Origin of the sequence: Arthrobacter mobilis, assembly GCF_012395835.1 — a bacterium.
GTDB lineage: Bacteria > Actinomycetota > Actinomycetes > Actinomycetales > Micrococcaceae > Crystallibacter > Crystallibacter mobilis.
This window is the reverse complement of record NZ_JAAZSQ010000013.1, coordinates 30,207-48,451: the sequence shown is the minus strand read 5'-3', so window position 1 is coordinate 48,451 and position 18,245 is coordinate 30,207. Positions and strand designations below refer to the sequence as shown.

Genomic DNA, 18,245 nt, shown 5'->3' with positions numbered 1-18,245 from the left:
TCGTCCTCGCGGTCGTCCTCGTCCTCGCGGTCGTCCTCGTCGTCGTCCCGGTCATCACTGTCGTCGTCCCGCTCGTCGTCGACCTTGATCTCAGTGTCCTCGTCCAGGGGCAGGCTGATGGTCCCCCCGGAGCGGGAGAGTACGGTCAGGATGCCGGTTTCCGCATCGTAGGAGGCGACGGTGCCGAACACATCACTCTCGTCCTCGTCATCCCGGCCATCACGGTCGCGGTCCCGGCCGCAGCGGTCCCGGTCGTCGTCGTCCTCATCCTCGTTGGCCTCGAAGTCGCCGTCGGCATCCTCGTCGCCATCCCTGATGCCGTCGCGGTCGCTGTCGGCCCGCCCGACCTTGAGCCTGAGCTCGTTCTCGTCCTCGTCGGCGACGCGGTCACGGTCGGTGTCGTCATCATCGGCCCTGCACGACTCGCGGGCGTCGTCCTCGTCCTCGTTGTCAATGCCGTCGCGGTCACGGTCCTCGTCGCCGTCCTTGACGCCGTCGCGGTCCGTATCGGCCCGGCTGACCGAGGTGCGGGTAAACCTTTCGTCGCCGTCGTCCTGGCCGTCATTGTCGGTGTCCTCGTCCCGCGGGTTGCCGCCGAAACGGTACTCCTGGAGGTTGTTCAGCCCGTCGAGGTCGAAGTCCGCCCTGGCGTCCTTGGCGCTGGTCTTCTTCATCCTGTGTTTGGCTTCCCAGCTGTTGGGGATGCCGTCGCGGTCGGAGTCTTTGGGGGAGGCTGCCGTGGCGGCGCCGGCCCCGGAGGCCGCGACGGCCAGGGAAAAGCCGAACGCCGTCAGGGCGCGCAGGGAGGTGCGGGACAAGGGGTCTCCTCATGATCGGGCGGGGTGCGAGTTGGCGTTTCCCAGATTAAGCGTTTCAGCACATATCCGGAAGGCTGTTCCCCGGGCGCATGCCGGTCCTGCCGGTATTTAAGAACCACGGCAGCCGGCCACGACGACGTGAGGGGGTACTTGGGCGGCCGGCAGCGGCGTGTCGCGGTACCGCCGGTGGGAACATCAAGAATGGGGGATCGGCATCAGGGAAGGAGTCTGTGATGGCTGGTGGATCGGGAATCATCGAGCGGTTCTACCGGGAAGTTATGGAAGGAGGGCATCTGGATCTGATCGACGAGCTGGGCAGTGAAAACGCCATCGATCACGAAGATCCCTTGCCCGGGCAGCCCTCCGGCCTGGACGGCGTCAAGTTCTTCGTCAACACGTTCCGGTCGGCCTTCCCGGACATCAGGGCGAAGGCCATCGAGCCCGTCATGACGGACGGGGACATGGAGGCGGCCCGTATCGTCCTCACGGGCACCCACCAGGGCGAGTTCCTGGGCATCGCTCCCACCGGCAACACTGTGGAGTTCAGCGGCATCGACATGATCCGCGTCCAGGATGGCAAGGCGGTCGAACACTGGGGCGCGACCGACATGTTCAAGCTGATGCAGCAGATCGGAGCCATTCAGCAGTAGCTGCCTCGGAAGCACAAGGGCCGTTGCCTGAATGCGTGCGGCCGCGCCGCGGCGTGGCCGCACGCATTGGCGGCGGCTTGCGGCCCTGGCCACGATCAGGCCGGCGTGGTTACAGGCTTCCTGGCCGGGTATAGGATGGCAGGCCACCGGGGAAACAGGTTCAAGGGAGGTTGGAATGACCGAGCCAGGTAAAAAACCGGCAGGCGAACCAGTAGACGGCAGCGACGTGGAAGCAATCCAGAACGATGACAGCCTCACGCCCGCCGACCGCGTCGACCTGATCGCCAACCAAGTGGTGCCGGAGGAACAGTCCGGAGAGGACGAAGCCGGCTGAGCCGGTGATCAGGCTGGCGCGAGCCCGGTGCTTCCGCGGACGATCAGTTCGGAGGGGAAGTCAACCTTCCGGGGCGGGGCGCCGGGATTCTTCAGCCGCTCCAGGAGCAGCTGCACGCCCGTGCGGGCCATGTCCCGGCTCGGCTGGCGCACCGTCGTGAGGTTGAAGGAGCTCCACGCGGCCATGTCGACGTCGTCATAACCGATCACCCAGCACTCCCCCTGGTCCCGGGCGGCACGCCGGAGGGCGTCCAGGGCGCCGAAGGCCATGAAGTCGTTGGCGCAGAACACGGCCTGCGGGCTGTCGGCACGGGCCAGCAGCCGTTCCATGATCTGGGCGCTGACGTCGTGATCGAAGCCGCCGCGGAAGCGGAAGTGCTCGGGGACCGGATGTCCGAGCTCCCGCATCCTGGCCAGGAAGCCCCGGCCGCGCTCGCGGGAGGTGCTGGCGTTCTCGGTTCCACCGATGAAGGCCACGCGGGTCCGGCGGTGCCGGACGAGGTACTCCGCGACGGCGGCGCCGCCGCCGACGTTGTCGCTCATGACCCGGTCGCAGTCCAGTCCCTCGATGGACCGGTTGATCAGCACGATGGGTTTTGCCTTCTCGATCGCAGCCCGCAGCTCCAGCGATTCCTCGGTGGCGGTAGTGAAGATGACTCCGTCCACGGCGTGTTCACCGATGGCTTTGAGGGCGTCGGTGTGGCTGCTGCCGCCCGTGTTCCAAATGACGACCCGCAGCCCGGCCTTGTCCAGTTCCCGGCTGAGCTCGTCGAGCACCTCGGAGTAGAAGGGGTTGGTCAGGTCGGCCACGACGACGCCGATGGTGTTGCTTCGCTGCGTCTTCATCGCCTGGGCACCGGCGTGGGGGACGTATCCCAGCTCCTCCATCGCCGCCCTGACCTTGGCCTTCGTCGCGGGGGAGAGCTTGGACGAGGAGGACAGGGCGCGGGAAACGGTCGCCTGGGACACGCCGGCCAGCCGTGCGACGTCCCGACTTGTCACCATGGTTCCTCCAACCCGTCCCGTCTGTTCCCGCGTGGATCCGCTCTGGGATCAATACTAGCCAAGCGCCGGGAGCCGGACGGTCTCAGGAAGGTGCTGCTTTGAATACGTATACCTAATTGCAGAAAAGCCTTGCCACTCTCCAATGTATACGTATACACTCGTTGTAACCCAGAACACACCGCCCTCGCGGGCAGCTGTGTCCGGCCTCTGAAAGCTAGAAAGAAAAGGTTCCCCATGACCATCGAAACAGCATCCAAGTCCTCCATCCCCTCGAAGATGCTCAAGACCGCCACGGGCAACGCGGCGGGGCGCGGCAGCACGCCCGAGGTGAGGGCTACCGTCGAGGCCGTCATTGACGACATCCGTACCCGCGGTGACAAGGCCGTGCGCGAGTACTCGGAGAAGTTCGACAAGTACTCGCCGGAGTCCTTCCTGCTCGGCGCGGACCAGTTGGAGGAAATCCTGGCCCGCGTCCCGCAGCAGGTGATCGACGACATCAAGTTCGTCCAGGAGCAGGTGCGCGTCATGGCGCAGAAGCAGCTTGAATCCCTGACCGACTTCGAGATCGAGACCCTGCCGGGGGTCCACCTGGGCCAGAAGAACGTGCCGATCCAGGCCGTGGGCGCCTACATCCCCGGCGGCAAGTATCCGCTGCTGGCCAGCGCGCACATGACCATCGTGACCGCGAAGGTCGCCGGCGTGCAGCGGGTCGCCGCGTGCACCCCGCTGATCAAGGGCGAGATCCCGGACGCCACCGTGGCCGCCATGCACCTGGCCGGCGCGGACGAGATCTACCTGCTCGGGGGCATCCAGGCCGTGGCCGCGATGGCGGTGGGCACCGAGACCATCAAGCCGGTGAACATGCTCGCCGGCCCGGGCAACGCCTTCGTGGCGGAAGCCAAGCGCCAGCTCTTCGGTGAGGTCGGCATCGACCTGTTTGCCGGGCCCACCGAGGTCCTCATCGTCGCCGACGAGTACGCCGATCCCTTCATCGTGGCCGTGGACCTGCTTTCCCAGGCCGAGCACGGCCCGGACTCCCCGGCGGTGCTGATCACCACCAGCGAGGAGCTGGGCCGCCAGGTCATGGAGCACATCGACACCCTGCTCATCGACATGCCCACCGCCGACTTCGCCGGTGCCGCGTGGCGGGACTGGGGCGCGGTCCACGTGGTGGACACCTTGGACGACGCCTACGCCCTGGCCGACGAGTACGCCTACGAGCACGTGCAGATCCTCACCCGGAACCCGCGCGAGGCCCTGGAGAAGATGCACGACTACGGGGCACTCTTCCTGGGCGAGGGGACCTGCGTGTCCTACGGGGACAAGGTCATCGGCACGAACCACGTGCTGCCCACCCGCGGGGCCGCCCGCTACACCGGGGGCCTGTGGGTGGGGAAGTACCTGCGCACCGTCACCTACCAGGAAGTCACCAACCCCGAGTCCAGCGCCTTCTTCGGTGAACTCTGCGGCCGGGCCTCCCGCGTCGAGCGCTTCGAGGGCCACGCCCGCTCCGGCGACGTGCGGGCCGCGAAGTACCGCGGAACCCCGCTCGCGTGGTCCGACCACACCTTCGCAGGCTAGCCGCCCGCACGACCCCTCCCGATCCCGCTCGAACGGAGCAGTCCCATGGCAACCACCACCGCCCTGACCCCGCAGCAAGTCCGGCGACGGACCCTTGTATCCGGAACGATCGGCGCCATCGTCGAATGGTACGAATACACCGTTTACGCCACCGCCGCGGCCCTGGTCTTCGGCACCCTCTTCTTCCCGGCGCTGGACCCCGGCGTCTCGCAGATCGCGGCACTGGCCACCTTCGGCGTCGGATTCGTCGCCCGCCCGCTCGGCGCCTTCGTCTCGGGCCACCTCGGGGACCGGCTGGGCCGCAAGTCGACGCTGATCCTGACCTTCGCCATCATGAGCGTCTCGACCGCCCTGATCGGCATGCTGCCCACCTACGAAACCGTCGGCATCCTCGCCCCCATCCTGCTGTGCGTCCTGCGCCTGGCCCAGGGGTTCGCCGTCGGCGGCGAATGGGGCGGCGCGGCCATCATCGCGGTGGAGAACGCGCCCCGGGGACGCCGCGGGTTCTACGGCTCCTTCCCGCAGATCGGCGTGTCCTGCGGTCTGCTGCTGGGCACCGCGGCCGTGGCCCTCTCCAGCGCCATCTCCGGCGACGCCTTCACGACCTGGGGCTGGCGCCTGCCGTTCCTCATGAGCATCGTGCTGGCCGCCGTCGGCCTGTACATCCGCCTCAACGCGGCCGAAAGCCCCGAGTTCCTGGCCGAAAAGGCGCGGCAGGCCAAGGACATGGAGCACCGCAAGGCCCCCATCCCCGAGCTCCTGGCCCACCACCGCAAGCCCCTGCTGATCGCGATCTTCGGCCGCTTCGCCGAAGCCGGGAACTACTACCTCTTCACCGTCTTCGTGCTCTCCTACGTCACCACCACCCTGAAGGTCCCCCAGCACTACGGGCTCACGGCCGTCATGATCGGATCGGCGCTGAACGTCATCATGATCCCGGTCTTCGGGCGCGTCTCGGACAGCATCGGACGCAAGCGGACCTTCCTGCTCGGCGGCGTTGCCATCATCCTCACCGCCTGGCCGATCTTCGCCCTCGTCCAGACCGGACAGATGTGGTCCATCGTCCTCGGCGTCGCCCTGTTCCTGGCCCTGGGGCATGCCATGGTCTACTCGCCGCTGCCGGCCCTCTACTGCGAGCTGTTCCCCACCGCCGTCAGGTACTCGGGCATTTCCGTCGGCTACCAGATGGCCTCGATCCTGCTGGCCGGGTTCATGCCCGCGCTGGCCGGAGCCCTCGTCCTGTGGAGCGGCGGCACCTGGCCGGTGGTCCTGATCATCATTGCGTCGACGGCGGTCGCCATGCTCTCGATCTCCTTCGCCCGCGAAACCAAGGACCTGGACCTCGCCAGCATCGGGACGACCCAAAGCCCCGTCCGCTCGAAGGCCTGAGCCGCAGGCCCTTCACCGGTCCGGCACCAAAGACCGCCGGACATCCTGGCCCGTCCCGGCATGCGTGCGGCCGACCAAGCGTTCCCCGCCTGGTCGGCCGCACGCATGGTCGAGTCGCTCATAAACGGCCGCAACGGATTAGCGAGGAACTGAACACCATGCCCAACCTCCGCCTGGACGGGAAGAAAGCCCTGGTGACCGGAGCCGGCGGCGGACTCGGCCGGGCCATCGCCGACGCCCTCGCCGAGTGCGGCGCGACCGTCTACGGCACCAGCCGCAACAGCTCGACGCGCCTGGAGATCCAGCAACGGTACGGCACCCCGTCGCTGCCGGTGGACCTGGCGGATACCCGGAGCGTCGGGGACTTCGTGGAATCCCTCCTGCAGCGCACCGGAGGAATCGACCTGCTGGTCAACAACGCCGGCGTCAACGTGCCCAAACCGGCACTGGAGGTGACCGAAGCAGACTGGGACGACGTCTTCGGCACCAACCTTAAGGGGAGCTTCTTCCTGACCACGGCCCTGGCCAGGCACTGGATCGGCAGCGGCACCCAGGCCGCCGTCGTCAACGTCGCCTCCCAGGCCGGAATTGTCGCGATCGAGGAGCGGGCCGCCTACGGCACCAGCAAGGCCGGGCTGATCCACCTCACCAAGATCCTGGCCCTCGAGTGGGCCTCCTCCGGCATCCGGGTCAACGCCGTGGCCCCGACCTTTGTCCGGACGGAACTGACCGCCTCAACGCTCAGCAGGCCCGACTGGGCCGCGGAGCTGCTGTCCAGGATCCCTGCCGGCCGCTTCGGTGAACCTGAGGAAATCGCGGCCTCGGTCGCCTTCCTGCTCAGCGACGCCGCGGCGATGATCACCGGCCACACCCTGGCCATCGACGGCGGGTACACCATCCGCTGACACCGCGGCCGCCGGGCAATCCCTGCTATGCGGGGCGGTGCTCGTAGGTGAGGCAGTCGGCGTTGTCGGCGCCCGGTCCGACACGGATCGAGGGCGCCTGGCACATTAGGTGGTCGTTGTGGGTGCATTCGGCGCGCTGGCAGGCGCCGATGCTGGCGACGACCTTGGGCAGGCCGCCGTGCACGCCGGTGTCGATGAAGGTGGCGCAGGCCGCGTGGTTTTCGCCGCCGGCTACGGTGATGGCGCCGGCGTGGCATTCGGTGTGGTCATTGAAGGAGCAGTTCGTGATGGTGCAGTCGTGCACATGCGAGGTCACAGTCATGGCAGTTCCTCCTGCTTCGGCCGCCCGGGCCGGGCGGCACCCTGGTTCCACGGTAGGCCAGCCGCGGCCAATCAAAAAGCCATGCTTTTATGCCTTAATTGCCGGCGGCACCTTCGGTTCCGGAGGGGGGGAACTGAAGGTGCCGCCGCATGACCGGGGCCGGTGGCCGGTTCAGCCGGCCTGGCGGGGCCGGCGGTGGATGGATTTGTAGCTCAGGTACGCGTTGAGGCCCTCGATGCCGTACTCGGTGCCCAGGCCGGAGTCATGCCGTCCGCCGAACGGGGCGGCGTGGTTGGAGGCGAAGAAGTTGATGCCTACCGACCCGGTGTCCATCCGGTCCGCGACCGCCAGCGCCGCCTCCGGGTCCTGCCCGAAGACCAGGCCGCCGAGGCCGAATTCGGTGTTGTTGGCCAGGGAGAGCGCCTCGTCCACGCCGGAGTACTTCAGCACGGAGATCACCGGGCCGAAGATCTCCTCGCGCGCGATCCGCATGGTCGGTGCGACATCGGCAAAGACCGTCGGTTCCACGAAGAATCCGTGTTCCAGCCCGCCGCCGAGCCGGGCTGCGCGTCCGCCGGTGGTGGCGCGTGCGCCTTCGGCCAGGCCGGATTCCACATAGTCCAGCACGGTCCGGTACTGGGAGGCGGTCGCAGCGGGTCCGAACACCGTGGCCGGATCCAGCGGATCGCCCTGCCGGCCGGCCGCGATGGTTGAGGTGACCATGTCCACGACCTCGCCGTAGCGCTCTGCCGGGGCCAGGATGCGGGTGGAGATGTAGCAGGTCTGGCCGGTGTTGCGCATGCAGGTACGGACCAGTACCTGCGACATGGCGTCCAGGTCGGCGTCCGGCAGCACGATGGCGCTGGATTTGCCGCCCAGTTCCAGCGTGACCGGGCGCAGCAGTTCGCCGCAGGCCGCGGCGATCTTCCGGCCCACCGGCGTCGAACCGGTAAAGGCCACCTTGTCCACGCCGGGGTGCCTGACCAGCGCGTCGCCCACGCGGCCGCCGCCGGTGACGAAGTTGACCACGCCGGCCGGCACGCCCGCGGCGGCGACGGCGTCGACAATCAGGCGGAAGGACAACGGTGTCGGGGACGCGGGCTTCATCACCACGGTGCAGCCGGCCAGCAGCGCCGGCGCCAGCTTGATCACCATCAGGTTGATGGGGAAGTTCCACGGCGCGATCAGTGCGCACACGCCCACCGGATCCCGCCGGACCACCGATTCGCCGCCGCCGCGGGGGAAGGGCCGCACATCCTCGCGCTCGAGGTACCCGGCCAGCGAGGCGAAGTAGCGGAAGATGCCTGCCGCGTTCGCGGCCGCACCGGAGGATTCGGCGACCGGCGAGCCGTTCTCGCGCGTATTGGTCAGCGACAGTTCGGTGGCCCGCTTCTCCACCTCGTCGGCGATCCGCAGCAGGTAGGCGGCACGCTCCGACGGCGCCAGCCGCGGCCACTGCCCGCCGGACGCCCGGCGGGCGGCCCCGACGGCGGCGTCGATATCCTCCGCGGAGCCGTCCGGCACGGAGCCCCAGACCTGGCCGGTCGCGGGGTCGGTGACGTTGTTGCGCCCGGCGCCGCGGGCCGGAACCCAGGCACCGTCGATGAACACGTCCTCGACGTGGGTGTACGGCAGGGCCAGGGCCGCACGGGCGTCAACGGCGGGACCGGAGAACGACGCCGGAGCCTGGGCCGGCGCCCCGGCTGCAGCCTGCGGGGCGTGCGGGGCGGTGGTCATCGGATGACTCCTGTCTTCAGCAGCGCGTTCGAGCGCGCCAGGTCCGCCGTGCCCATCTGCACCGCGGCATCGGTGATCAGTTCCGGAATGATCTCGGTGGCGAGGCGGTCGGTGTAAACGTCCGGGGTCATACCGAACCAGGACGAGGCGAGCGCGATGCCGGCGTGGTCGAAGCGCCACAGCCGGTCGGCGTCGCGGACCAGCGCATCTTCGATCGAGTAGGCCACATGGCGGGTGTCGTGCCCGTCGATGATTTCGCAGACCCGCTCGATGAACGCCGCGGAGTAGCCGAGCCCGGGCAGCACGCGGCGGGCCACCTTGCAGCCTTCGGCCTCGTGCTCGTAGCGGATGGCGGCCTTGCGCCAGTCGCCGGTGAAGCCCTCGGAGAGGATGCGGGCCTCGTCCACGTGGGCCCAGCCGGTATCGTGCAGCACGATCGTCACGCGCACCAGTTCGGCGTCGGCTTCCGGGTAGGCCCGGCAGAGCCGTTCGGCGTAGGCCAGCGAGATCGGCAGGTGGAAGTCGTTGCCGCGTGCGCGGGTCTCCTGCACCACGGCCTTCCACAGCGAGTCCAGGTCCGCCGCAGCCGGGGTCAGCGCCGCGGGCGAGGTATCCACCGGGCCCGTGGCCGGCACCGGCCGGACCGGGTGGGCCGCGGCGAATGCCGTGGCGCGCGGGTCCGCGGCGTGGCTGCCCGGGTCCTGCCCCGGCCAGGCCGGAGCGCCGTCGGTGGTGCCTTGTGTCTGCGTGTCGGGGGTGCTCATCTTAGGCTCCTCAGCGGTCCGTGACGATGGTTTTCAGGACGACGGCGGGGTCCGCCGCCGCGTCCGCAGGAATGTTCCGGCCCTTGGCCAGCGCGTTCTTGACCGCCATGAAGTCCAGCGGGGCGTTCACGCAGTCGGCGGCGATGATCTGCCCGTTCCGGTAGTACAGGACGGAGAACTTGCCGCGCTCCTCGTCGCGGCGGACCACCGTGCTGTCGTAGCCGAGCGTCAGGCCGGCGATCTGCAGCTTCAGGTCCGCCTGGTTGGACCAGAACCACGGGATGCCGGCGTAGTCCTCGCGCCGGCCCATCAGCGAATAGGCGGCCACCTTGGCGTGCTCGATCGCGTTGTTCACGCTCTCCAGCCGGATCCGCTCGTCCGCCGGTGCTCCGGGCAGCGGGTTCGGCAGGTTCGCCACATCGCCCACTGCGACCGTGGTGCCGTCCGAGGCGAGCGCGTGCCGGTCCACCACGATCCCGTTGTCCACCTCCAGGCCCAGCTGTTCGGCCAGTTCGGTATTGGGCACCACGCCGATGCCCACCAGCACCAGCTGCGCGGGCACCACGGTGCCGTCGGAAAGTTCGACGCCGGCCACGCGGCCGCCGTCGTCGGCCGGCACCAGGCGGTTCATCCGGGCATTGAGCCGGATGTCCAGGCCGCGCCCGCGGTGTGCCGCCAGGAAGTAGTCGCTGGTCTCTTCCCCCACGGCGCGGCCGATCAGCCGCGGCCCGTACTCGAGCACGGTGACGGACTTGCCCATCGTGTGCAGGCTGGAAGCGGCTTCCAGGCCGATGAACCCGCCGCCGATCACGACGGCCTCCCGGACACCGTCCAGCCGGGCCTTGAGCTCGAGGGCGTCGTCCGCGTTGCGCAGGTAGACCACGCCGTCGAGTTCGGCGCCGGGCAGCTCCAGCTTCCGGGCGCGCGCGCCGACGGTCAGGGCCAGCCGCTGGAACGGATACCGGGTGCCGGAGGCAGCATGGGCCACCCCGGAGCCGTCCGCTGCCCGGTCGATGCGCACGATCCGCTCGCCCTTGACCAGGGCGACGTTGTGCTCCTCCCAGTACCCGTTGGAGCGGAAGATCAGCGATTCGCTCTCGACGGTGCCCTGCAGGAACTCCTTCGACAGGGCCGGGCGCTGGTAGGGCCGGTGGTCCTCCTCGCCGAGCAGCGTGATGTGCTCGTCGAAGCCCAGGGCCCGCAGCGAGACGGCCAGCTGGACGCCGGACTGGCTCGCCCCGATGATCAGCAGCCCCGTGCGCACGGAACCGTCCGCGACGGTGCCATCCGCCGCTGCGGAGCGCGCCGCCGTCGTACTTGTCGTGGTGGCACCCATGGTCAGACCTGCGTCTCGGGCGTGGTGACGTACAGTTCGGTGTCCTCGGCCAGGCGCAGCTGGCAGGAGAGGCGGGAGTTGTCCTGGCGGTCCACGGCGGCGCCGTAGAGCATCTCGTCCTCCATCTCCTCCATCTGAGGCAGCTGGTCGAGGCAGTCCTCGCGGACGAAGACGTGGCAGGTGGCGCAGGACAGCGAGCCGCCGCACTCGGCGACGATGCCGGGCACGCCGTTGCGCACCGCGGTCTCCATGACCGAGTCGCCGGCGTTGCCGTCGATGTCGCGGACAACGCCTTCGGCGTCGGTGAAATGGACCGTAGGCATGGGGTCTCCTTTTCGGTTGTGCAGGTCTAGATGAACTGGCGGCCGCCGTCGACCACGAGGGTCTGGCCGGTGATGTAGGAAGAGTCCGGCCCGGCCAGGAACAGCGCCGCGCCGACGATGTCCTCAGGCTGGCTGGCCCGTTTCAGCGCGCCGCGGTCTACGCCGTAGCTCTCCGCGTTCTCCATCAGCGAGTAGCTGGCCTCGGTGAGGGTGAAGCCCGGGGCGATCGCGTTGACGGTGATGCCGCGGCGGCCGAGTTCCCTGGCCAGCACGCGGGTCATCGCGACCACCCCGCCCTTGGAGGCCACATAGTGCAGCCACTGCTCGGAACCGGAGAAGATCGTGGCGGACGAGAGGTTGATGACGCGGCCGCCCTCGGGCAGGTACTTGCTGGCCGCGCGGGTGACCAGCCATGGCCCCTTGAGGTTCACGTTCATCACCAGGTCCCACTCGTCCGGGTCGATTTCCTCGAAGGGAGCGCGGGTCACCGTGGCGTAGATGGCAGCGTTGTTGAGGATGACGTCGATGCCTCCGTTGCCGAATTCGGCGCACCTGCCGGCGAGCGCCTGGGTGGATTCGGCGCTGGTGACGTCGGCTTCGAAGGCGGCGGCCTCCGCGCCGGTGGCGCGGACCAGCCGTGCGGTCTCTTCCGCGCCGGTGAGGTTCACGTCCGCCACCGCCACGCGGTAGCCGCGGCCGGCGAAGCCCAGGGCGAAGGCCCGGCCGAGTCCGCCGGCGGCGCCGGTGATCAGCACCGTGCGCGCGCTGGCCTTTTCCGGGTCCGTCGGGGTGGTTTCCTGCGTCATGTCAGTTCTTTCGGGTTGGGGGGGCCGGACCGGGGCGGTGGGCGATGCCCCGGCCCGGCGGTGGATCGTTCAGGCGTGGCTGTGGCTGTGGGTGCCGGGGCCGGCGACCAGTTCGGGCTCTTCGGCGTCGAGGATCTGGACGGTGCCCTTGGTGCCGTCCACGCGCAGCCGCTGGCCGGTCTTGATGGTGGTGGAGGCGGAGCCTGTTCCGGTCACCGCGGGCAGGCCGTATTCCCGGCAGACAATCGCGGCGTGGCTCATCATGCCGCCGATGTCCGTGACGGTGGCCTTGATCTTGCCGAAGATCGGGCCCCAGCTCGGGGCGGTCACCGTGGCGACCAGGATCTCGCCCTGCCGGACCTCGGCGAGCTGGTCGGAATCGTGGACGACCCGGGCGATGCCCTCGACCACGCCGGGGGAGGCGGCCATGCCGCGCAGCCCGCCGCCTTCGACTTCCTCGCCGGCGCCGAGCCACTGCTGGACCTGCTCGGTGGTGATGCCCCAGAGCATCCTGGTGAAGGGTTCGGTGATGGAGGCCGGCGGGGTGTTCAGCGCCGGGGCCGGGCGGGCGGTCTTCAGCGCGTCCACGATGCCGCGGCGGCGCTCGATCTCCTCCGGCCAGTAGGTCGGGCCGATCGGTTCCGCGCCGACGCCCCAGCCGGTGACCAGGTCGAAGAGGGCGTCGCGGACCTCGTTGCGGGTCAGGTAGAGCAGGTCGTCGGGTTCGGTCCAGAAGCCCTCGGCGTGCATCATCCGGGACAGTTCGCGGATCTTGCGCCAGAAGACGCCCATGGTCCAGTGCTCGATGTAGAAGTTGTGGTTTTCCACGTACGGGTAGGCGGTGGCGGCCAGGCCGCGCTTGGCATCGAAGAGGGCCTGGGCCTCGCCGTCGAGCAGGTCGCGGTATTCCCCGACGATGCGTTCCTTCTCGGCGATGAGTTCCTCGGTGGGGCGCATGATCTGCTGGCCCTCATCCAGCCGGCGGATGTAGTCGGCGATGTAGCCGAGCGGGATCTCCTGGTGTTCCTTCCAGTACTTGTCGTGGCCGTAGAAGCCGTTGCCCACGGTGAAGTTGAACCACGGGTCCTGGGCCTCTTCGTACTGCCTGATCCACCGCCGGCCGCCCGGTGCGACGGCGATGGCATCCAGGGTGGCCTGGACGTCGTCGGTGTTGGAGAACGCGGGCTGGATGCCCAGCTCCACGGCCAGTTTGGCCAGCTGCTTGAGCTCGTCGTCCGGGCGGAACAGCTCCATGTCCACGCCCTGCACCATCGTGGCGATCGACTGGTCCGGAATGTTCGGGAAGACGTCCTTGCAGAAGTTGAAGAAGTCCAGGTAGGCGATGTAGCCCAGGTTCAGGAACTCGAAGTGGTACTGCCAGTTCTGGTAGGCCAGCTGGATCAGCCGGTCGTAGTTCTCCAGCAGCACCTCGGAGCCGTCCTTGGCCTTGCCGGTGGTGATGTCCTCCATCGGCACCATGTCCGGCAGCTTGGTGAACGAGAGTGTTTCCATCTCGTCGATGGTGCCGCGGACCTTCACGTGCCACTGCCTGAGCAGCTCGTCCCAGTTCTGGAAGTAGTGGCCCACGCGCTGCTCGAAGTGCGGGACGCGCCCGGCGATCTTCTCCTCGGGCACCGGGATCGGGGACATGTACAGGTAGCCCAGGTGGATGCGGAACTCGATGCCGTTGGCGTTGGGGATCATCAGGTGCCGGGCGTTGTACTGGCCCAGGCACTTGACCGCGAACTCGCCGCCGATGGTTTCGAACGGCTTGAAGACGGTGGGCCAGTGCTGGCTGTCGCAGAACCAGAACTTGGCGTCTTCGGCGTCCTTGAGCTTGTCCTGGAAGACGAGGTAGTAGGGGTAGATCTTCTCCCAGCCTTCGGCGCCGGCGGGCACCGGCAGCTCGGATGGTTTCGGGAAGGACTTCAGGGACACGGGCTGTCCTTTCGGTGAGGGCCCGGCGTCGGGCCCTGGCTGACAAGATGGGTGGTGCTGTGGGCGGATCAGGCGGAGGTCTTGAGCAGCGACGCGGTGATGCTGCCGAGGCTGAAGCCCCCGGCTGCTGCTTTTGGGGAGGCGGGCCTGGAGGAGTGGACGGTTTCGGGCCGGGACTGCAGCAGCAGCAGGTTTTCGCCGTCGGGCAGGTCCGCGTCCAGCGCCCACTCGATGTCCTGCGGGCACTTGTAGTGCTTCTCCGCGCGCTTGGCCATCATTGCGACGGCGCGCAGCTCGTCGTCGCTCAGGCTGCGGCGGGCGCGGCGGTCCTGGTCCACTTCGCGCTCGATGAGGGTGTGGGCGGAGCGGTCCGGGACGAGTTCGGCATGCTTGGCGCCAAGGTGCTCGGACACGATGGCGAGCGTTACCTTGTCGAGCACGATGTTGTCCGGAGTGACTTGGCCGGACACGACCATTTCGCCGACGCCGTAGGAGGAGTCGATGGTGATCTTGGAGCGGTCCCCGTTGGCCGGGTCGAGCGTCATGGCCACGCCGGCGACCCTGGAGTTGACCATTTTCTGCACGACGACGGCCATGGAGAGGCCTTCGGTGGGGATGGAGTTCTTCAGCCGGTAGATGATCGCCCGGGAGGTGAACAGCGAGGCCCAGCACTGCCGGATGTGCTCGGTGACGGCCTTGGCGCCTTCGAGCCACAGATAGGTGTCCTGCTGGCCGGCGAACGAGGCGTCCGGCAGGTCCTCGGCGGTGGCGCTGGAGCGGACCGCCACCGGAACGGCGTCCCCGAACCGGGACATGAGCGACTCGTAGGCTGCCAACGTCTGGGCGCGCAGGCTCTGAGGAACCGGCTTGGAGCAGATGCCGGCACGGATTTCCGCCGAGATCTTGTCCACCTGGGCCACGTCCTGGGGATCCAGGCCCTTGAGCAGGTCCTGGATCTGCCCGGTGATGCCGGCGGCGGCCATGAACTCGTCGAAGGCCGCGGTGGTGACGACGAAGCCCGGGGGCACCGGCATGCCGGCCGAGGTCATGGTGACCAGGGATGCGCCCTTGCCGCCGAGTGCCTCAAGCGTGGGCTCGATGCCGCCGTCGAAAAACTGGATGTACTGGTTGCTTTCCATCGTGTTCAGGCCTCCCAGGTCACGGGAACGGTTTCGGGGACGCGGAAGGAGAGGTTCTCGCGGAACTCGATCGCTTCCGGATTTTCCAGCTTCAGGTCGGGCGCCAGGCGGCCGATTTCCTCCAGCGCGATTCTGGCCTGCAGCTTGGCGAGCATGTTGCCCAGGCAGTAGTGGATGCCGTAGCCGAAGGAGAGGTGCTCCCGGGCGTTGCTGCGCGAAATGTCGAACTCCTCGCCGTTGGCAAACCGGCTTTCGTCGCGGTTGGCCGAGCCCATCAGCAGCAGCAGCTGTCCGCCTTCGGGGATTTTGACGCCGCCGACTTCGGCGTCCTTTAGGGCCTTGCGCCGCCAGCCGACGATGGAGCCGGAGTAGCGCAGCACTTCGTCGATCGCGGCCGGAATCTTCCTGGGATCCTCGACCAGCTGCTGCCACTGCTCCGGGTGGGCCAGCAGCACGCGCACGGCATTGGAGATCAGCGTGGTGGTGGTCTCGTGGCCGGCGAAGAGCATGCTGTACAGGACCGAGGCGATCTCATGGTCGCTGATCTCGGCTCCCTCCTGCTGGGCCTTGACCAGGTCCGCGGTGAGGTTGTCGCCGCCTTGCTCGTGGGCGGCGCGGACCAGCCGCTGGCATTCCTGCCAGTACTCGACCAGGTTGTGGGCGTGCGGGATCTGTTCCTCGTCGGACAGATCGCCCCAGGTCATCGCGGCGCGGGAATCGCTCCAGCGCTTGAACTTGTCCACCTGCTCCACGTCGGCGCCGATCAGCGTCAGGATCGTGACGGTGGGAACGTCGTAGGCCAGGTCGCGGAAGATGTCCCCGCGGCGCTCCGGGTTGGCCAGCATCTTTTCCAGCTGGTCCACCACGTTCTGCCGGATGAAGGGCTCCAGCATCTTGAACCGGCGCGGGGTGAAGGCCTTCTGGACCACGGCGCGGATCCTGGTGTGCTCCGGCGGGCGCCGGGCGGACAGGCCGGAGTACGCGGTGAAGCCGCCTTCTTCCATGATCTTCCTGGCGGCGGGGCCGCGTTCGCGCACCGGTGCCTGGGCATTCTCGCTGGAGAACGTTTCCCAGTCGTCGAAGACTGCCTTGATGTCGTCGTAGCGGGTGACGACGTAGTACCCGATGCGCTCGTCGAACATGACCGGCTGCTCCGCCCGCATCGTCGCGTACGCGGGGAACGGATCCTTCATCTGGAACGGTTCGTACCCGTGGTGCCCGGCGGGGGCCTCCGCGCCATGGCCGAACGGGCAGCGGGCGGCCGTTTCAGTCGAGGGTGACATCTGTGCTCCTTGGATCTGGTGTCCCGCGCCCCGGCAGCTGTGCCGCACGCGGTTCGTTCGGTATCCAGTGTTACGCGCATCACTCTGTGACCTGCACTACTGTCTTCCACTGGGCGGAAACCAAATGAAGCGGCAACACCGTGCAGGAGCAGTCTTAACGCCGGTTGATGCCCAGCAGGGATTCCAGGGGTATGTGCACCGTGGCCCGCTCGATCTGCGCCGACACCCCCAGCAGCACCGGCAGGTGCCTCGTCATCGACGCGCCCTGGGCGGAAGCCAGGACCAGACCGAGGCCCGCGCCGATCCGGCCGGTATGGAACACCGGCACCGCTATCGAACAGGAGCCCAGGCGCACTTCCTCCAGCGTGGTGGCATAGCCCTGTTCCCGGATCTGTTCCAGCTCCTCCGCCAGCCGGCGCGGATTGGTATGCGTATGGGGTGTGGTCTGTTCCAGGTCCCGGTTGAGGTAGGCCGTGCGGACCCACTCCTCCTCGAAGGCGAGGATGACCTTGCCTACCGCCGTCGCATGCATCGGCAGTCTGCCGCCGACACGGGACGCCCGCGGAACACGCTTCGTGCCGTAGATGCGCTCGATGTAGAGCACCTCGTGCCCGGCGCGGACCGCGAGCTGGGCGGTCTCCCCGGTGAGCGAGAAGAGGTCCTGCACGAACGGCCGGGCCGCGTCGCGCAACTGCCGGCCGGTGTTCTGGGCGAGCTCCCACAGGCGGATGCCCAGCTGGTAGCGGCCGGTGGCGCTGCGCGAGAGGAAACCCCAGTCGGTGAGTTCGGCGACCAGCCGGTGCGTGGTGCTCAGCGGAAGGCCCGACCCCTCGGCAATGTCGGTCAGGCTCAGGGCCCCGCGGGACTGCTCGAAGGCCTCCAGGATGGCGAGCACCTTGGAGGTCACCGTCCGTCCGGGTTCACGGTTGCCGCCCGCCACCGCACCTCCTTCTCCGACCGCAGGCCGGGCGCCTGCGCCGTCCGGCACCGCCGAGTCTAGCCGGGGACGCCGGCAACCGGCGGCTATCCCTCCACCAGCAGCGCCTGCCGCTGGGGCCACAACGTTACGGATTCCAGCGCCGCCAGCGCCCGGGCGATCGACCTGGCTTCATCCGTGAACAAATGTCCGTGCACGCGCTGGCTGCAGAGCCGCACCGCCTGCCCGCGCGTCAACCCGAACCAGTCCATGATCGTGTCGATCCCGTGCGGGCTCAACCGCCAGACCTTGTCCGAGTCCTTCACAATGGCGTCCTCGATGGACAGCGCCTCCCTGCGTGAGTCGTGGCCGTCGATAATCTCCAGGATCTTCGGCACCCGCACTGCGTCCCAGCCAGCTTCGGCCAGGATGCCGGCGGCCAGCCGCGCGCCTTCCTTCTCGTGCAGCAGCACCAGGTCCGGCCTCCCGCCGCCCGGAGCGATGGCCGCCAGGACCTCGTCCGGCGGAACCTGGGACCAGCCGATGTCGTGCAGCATGATGGCCGGGAGCACCACCGAGGCATCGGCCTCCGGATGTGCCTCCAGCAGGGCGCGGGCCAGGCCAAATGCGTACAAGGTGTGTGCATCATTGTCGCGGATGGCCAGCAGCGGAGCGGCCTGCTCCCAGAGCCGGGCAAACTCCGGCCCGAGGTCAATCACCCCGTCCGGTTGGCCGGCAATGCCGGCTGAGACATCCTGGCCGTAAAGATTTGCGGCGGGTTCGAACTTGGTCATGCTCAACCGTGGACCAAAACATCCGGGCAGGCAACGGCAGGATTCCGCTGATCGAAAGCCAATGAGCTGCCGGAAAGTATTGCTTTCCGTTCAGTGGAAGAGATCGCTGGGCGCCCGCCAGTGACCTGGAACACACTGATGCTGGCCACCCCGCCCGGAGGCGGCCCAGCCACCCACCCCAGCCGATCCAGGGAAAGCATTTTTTG

17 protein-coding genes and 1 pseudogene are annotated in these 18,245 nt (G+C 68.2%); 5 read left to right on the top strand and 13 right to left on the bottom strand.

The annotated features are described in order from the left end of the window. A pseudogene (locus HGG74_RS13540) lies at positions 1–818 on the bottom strand (hypothetical protein); the annotation flags it as partial. Positions 819–1,051: 233 nt separating this feature from the next. Between HGG74_RS13540 and HGG74_RS13535 the strand changes: the two are divergent. Beyond that, positions 1,052–1,468, top strand: coding sequence for an ester cyclase (locus HGG74_RS13535; protein WP_168487136.1), 417 nt, complete (start codon positions 1,052–1,054; stop codon positions 1,466–1,468). 175 nt (positions 1,469–1,643) lie between these two features. Further along, positions 1,644–1,802, top strand: a complete 159-nt coding sequence (locus HGG74_RS13530; protein ID WP_168487135.1) for a hypothetical protein — start codon at positions 1,644–1,646, stop codon at positions 1,800–1,802. Between the two features lie 8 nt (positions 1,803–1,810). Here HGG74_RS13530 and HGG74_RS13525 read toward each other — a convergent pair whose 3' ends face one another. Further along, positions 1,811–2,806, bottom strand: a complete 996-nt coding sequence (locus tag HGG74_RS13525) for a LacI family DNA-binding transcriptional regulator (protein WP_168487133.1) — start codon at positions 2,804–2,806, stop codon at positions 1,811–1,813. Positions 2,807–3,040: 234 nt separating this feature from the next. Here HGG74_RS13525 and hisD point away from each other — a divergent pair, with 234 nt between their 5' ends. The 3 genes from hisD to HGG74_RS13510 all read left to right on the top strand — a co-directional run bounded on the left by hisD (position 3,041) and on the right by HGG74_RS13510 (position 6,681). Further along, on the top strand, positions 3,041–4,387 hold the full coding sequence (gene hisD / locus HGG74_RS13520; RefSeq protein WP_246262893.1) for a histidinol dehydrogenase: 1,347 nt from the start codon (positions 3,041–3,043) through the stop codon (positions 4,385–4,387). Between the two features lie 45 nt (positions 4,388–4,432). Then, positions 4,433–5,776 carry an MFS transporter gene (locus HGG74_RS13515; protein WP_168487131.1) on the top strand — a complete coding sequence of 448 codons (1,344 nt, stop codon included), beginning with the start codon at positions 4,433–4,435 and terminating at the stop codon, positions 5,774–5,776. Between the two features lie 158 nt (positions 5,777–5,934). Next, positions 5,935–6,681 carry an SDR family NAD(P)-dependent oxidoreductase gene (locus HGG74_RS13510; RefSeq protein WP_168487129.1) on the top strand — a complete coding sequence of 249 codons (747 nt, stop codon included), beginning with the start codon at positions 5,935–5,937 and terminating at the stop codon, positions 6,679–6,681. Between the two features lie 25 nt (positions 6,682–6,706). Here HGG74_RS13510 and HGG74_RS13505 read toward each other — a convergent pair whose 3' ends face one another. The 11 genes from HGG74_RS13505 to HGG74_RS13455 all read right to left on the bottom strand — a co-directional run bounded on the left by HGG74_RS13505 (position 6,707) and on the right by HGG74_RS13455 (position 18,039). Then, positions 6,707–6,997, bottom strand: a complete 291-nt coding sequence (locus HGG74_RS13505) for a DUF1540 domain-containing protein (protein ID WP_168487224.1) — start codon at positions 6,995–6,997, stop codon at positions 6,707–6,709. A gap of 177 nt (positions 6,998–7,174) precedes the next feature. Next, entirely contained in the window at positions 7,175–8,740 is a 1,566-nt protein-coding gene (locus HGG74_RS13500; RefSeq protein WP_168487127.1) for an aldehyde dehydrogenase family protein, read from the bottom strand. Beyond that, complete coding sequence (locus HGG74_RS13495; protein WP_168487125.1) at positions 8,737–9,504, bottom strand: HD domain-containing protein; 768 nt, start codon at positions 9,502–9,504, stop codon at positions 8,737–8,739. Before HGG74_RS13495 ends, HGG74_RS13500 begins: the two co-directional genes overlap by 4 nt. 10 nt (positions 9,505–9,514) lie before the next feature. Beyond that, positions 9,515–10,840, bottom strand: coding sequence for an NAD(P)/FAD-dependent oxidoreductase (locus HGG74_RS13490; protein ID WP_205761902.1), 1,326 nt, complete (start codon positions 10,838–10,840; stop codon positions 9,515–9,517). A gap of 2 nt (positions 10,841–10,842) precedes the next feature. Continuing rightward, entirely contained in the window at positions 10,843–11,163 is a 321-nt protein-coding gene (locus HGG74_RS13485; RefSeq protein ID WP_168487123.1) for a 2Fe-2S iron-sulfur cluster-binding protein, read from the bottom strand. Positions 11,164–11,189: 26 nt separating this feature from the next. Continuing rightward, the gene (locus HGG74_RS13480; protein WP_168487121.1) at positions 11,190–11,969 is read right to left on the bottom strand and encodes an SDR family NAD(P)-dependent oxidoreductase; all 780 of its coding nucleotides are present in this window, start codon (positions 11,967–11,969) and stop codon (positions 11,190–11,192) included. A gap of 69 nt (positions 11,970–12,038) precedes the next feature. Next, a complete protein-coding gene (locus tag HGG74_RS13475; protein ID WP_168487119.1) occupies positions 12,039–13,907 on the bottom strand; it encodes a PEP-utilizing enzyme in 1,869 nt (622 codons plus the stop codon). A 68-nt stretch (positions 13,908–13,975) separates the two neighbouring features. Continuing rightward, on the bottom strand, positions 13,976–15,046 hold the full coding sequence (locus tag HGG74_RS13470) for a PEP/pyruvate-binding domain-containing protein (RefSeq protein WP_168487117.1): 1,071 nt from the start codon (positions 15,044–15,046) through the stop codon (positions 13,976–13,978). Positions 15,047–15,051: 5 nt separating this feature from the next. Beyond that, positions 15,052–16,329 (bottom strand): cytochrome P450, encoded by a 1,278-nt coding sequence (locus HGG74_RS13465; RefSeq protein ID WP_168487115.1) that lies wholly within the window; start codon positions 16,327–16,329, stop codon positions 15,052–15,054. 154 nt (positions 16,330–16,483) lie between these two features. Further along, positions 16,484–17,269: an IclR family transcriptional regulator gene (locus HGG74_RS13460; RefSeq protein WP_168487113.1), complete on the bottom strand. Its 786-nt coding sequence runs from the start codon at positions 17,267–17,269 to the stop codon at positions 16,484–16,486. Positions 17,270–17,352: 83 nt separating this feature from the next. Further along, complete coding sequence (locus tag HGG74_RS13455) at positions 17,353–18,039, bottom strand: HD domain-containing protein (protein WP_168487111.1); 687 nt, start codon at positions 18,037–18,039, stop codon at positions 17,353–17,355. Positions 18,040–18,245 lie beyond the last annotated feature (206 nt).

Excerpts from the sequence above, each read along its gene's own strand:
- HGG74_RS13530 (WP_168487135.1), top strand. The coding sequence starts at position 1,644 with ATGACCGAGCCAGGTAAAAAACCGGCAGGCGAACCAGTAGACGGCAGC.
- HGG74_RS13525 (WP_168487133.1), bottom strand. The coding sequence starts at position 2,806 with ATGGTGACAAGTCGGGACGTCGCACGGCTGGCCGGCGTGTCCCAGGCG.
- HGG74_RS13485 (WP_168487123.1), bottom strand. The coding sequence starts at position 11,163 with ATGCCTACGGTCCATTTCACCGACGCCGAAGGCGTTGTCCGCGACATC.
- HGG74_RS13500 (WP_168487127.1), bottom strand. The coding sequence starts at position 8,740 with ATGACCACCGCCCCGCACGCCCCGCAGGCTGCAGCCGGGGCGCCGGCC.
- HGG74_RS13495 (WP_168487125.1), bottom strand. The coding sequence starts at position 9,504 with ATGAGCACCCCCGACACGCAGACACAAGGCACCACCGACGGCGCTCCG.
- HGG74_RS13470 (WP_168487117.1), bottom strand. The coding sequence starts at position 15,046 with ATGGAAAGCAACCAGTACATCCAGTTTTTCGACGGCGGCATCGAGCCC.
- HGG74_RS13480 (WP_168487121.1), bottom strand. The coding sequence starts at position 11,969 with ATGACGCAGGAAACCACCCCGACGGACCCGGAAAAGGCCAGCGCGCGC.
- HGG74_RS13465 (WP_168487115.1), bottom strand. The coding sequence starts at position 16,329 with ATGTCACCCTCGACTGAAACGGCCGCCCGCTGCCCGTTCGGCCATGGC.
- HGG74_RS13515 (WP_168487131.1), top strand. The coding sequence starts at position 4,433 with ATGGCAACCACCACCGCCCTGACCCCGCAGCAAGTCCGGCGACGGACC.
- HGG74_RS13535 (WP_168487136.1), top strand. The coding sequence starts at position 1,052 with ATGGCTGGTGGATCGGGAATCATCGAGCGGTTCTACCGGGAAGTTATG.
- HGG74_RS13455 (WP_168487111.1), bottom strand. The coding sequence starts at position 18,039 with ATGACCAAGTTCGAACCCGCCGCAAATCTTTACGGCCAGGATGTCTCA.
- HGG74_RS13510 (WP_168487129.1), top strand. The coding sequence starts at position 5,935 with ATGCCCAACCTCCGCCTGGACGGGAAGAAAGCCCTGGTGACCGGAGCC.
- HGG74_RS13490 (WP_205761902.1), bottom strand. The coding sequence starts at position 10,840 with ATGGGTGCCACCACGACAAGTACGACGGCGGCGCGCTCCGCAGCGGCG.
- hisD (WP_246262893.1), top strand. The coding sequence starts at position 3,041 with ATGACCATCGAAACAGCATCCAAGTCCTCCATCCCCTCGAAGATGCTC.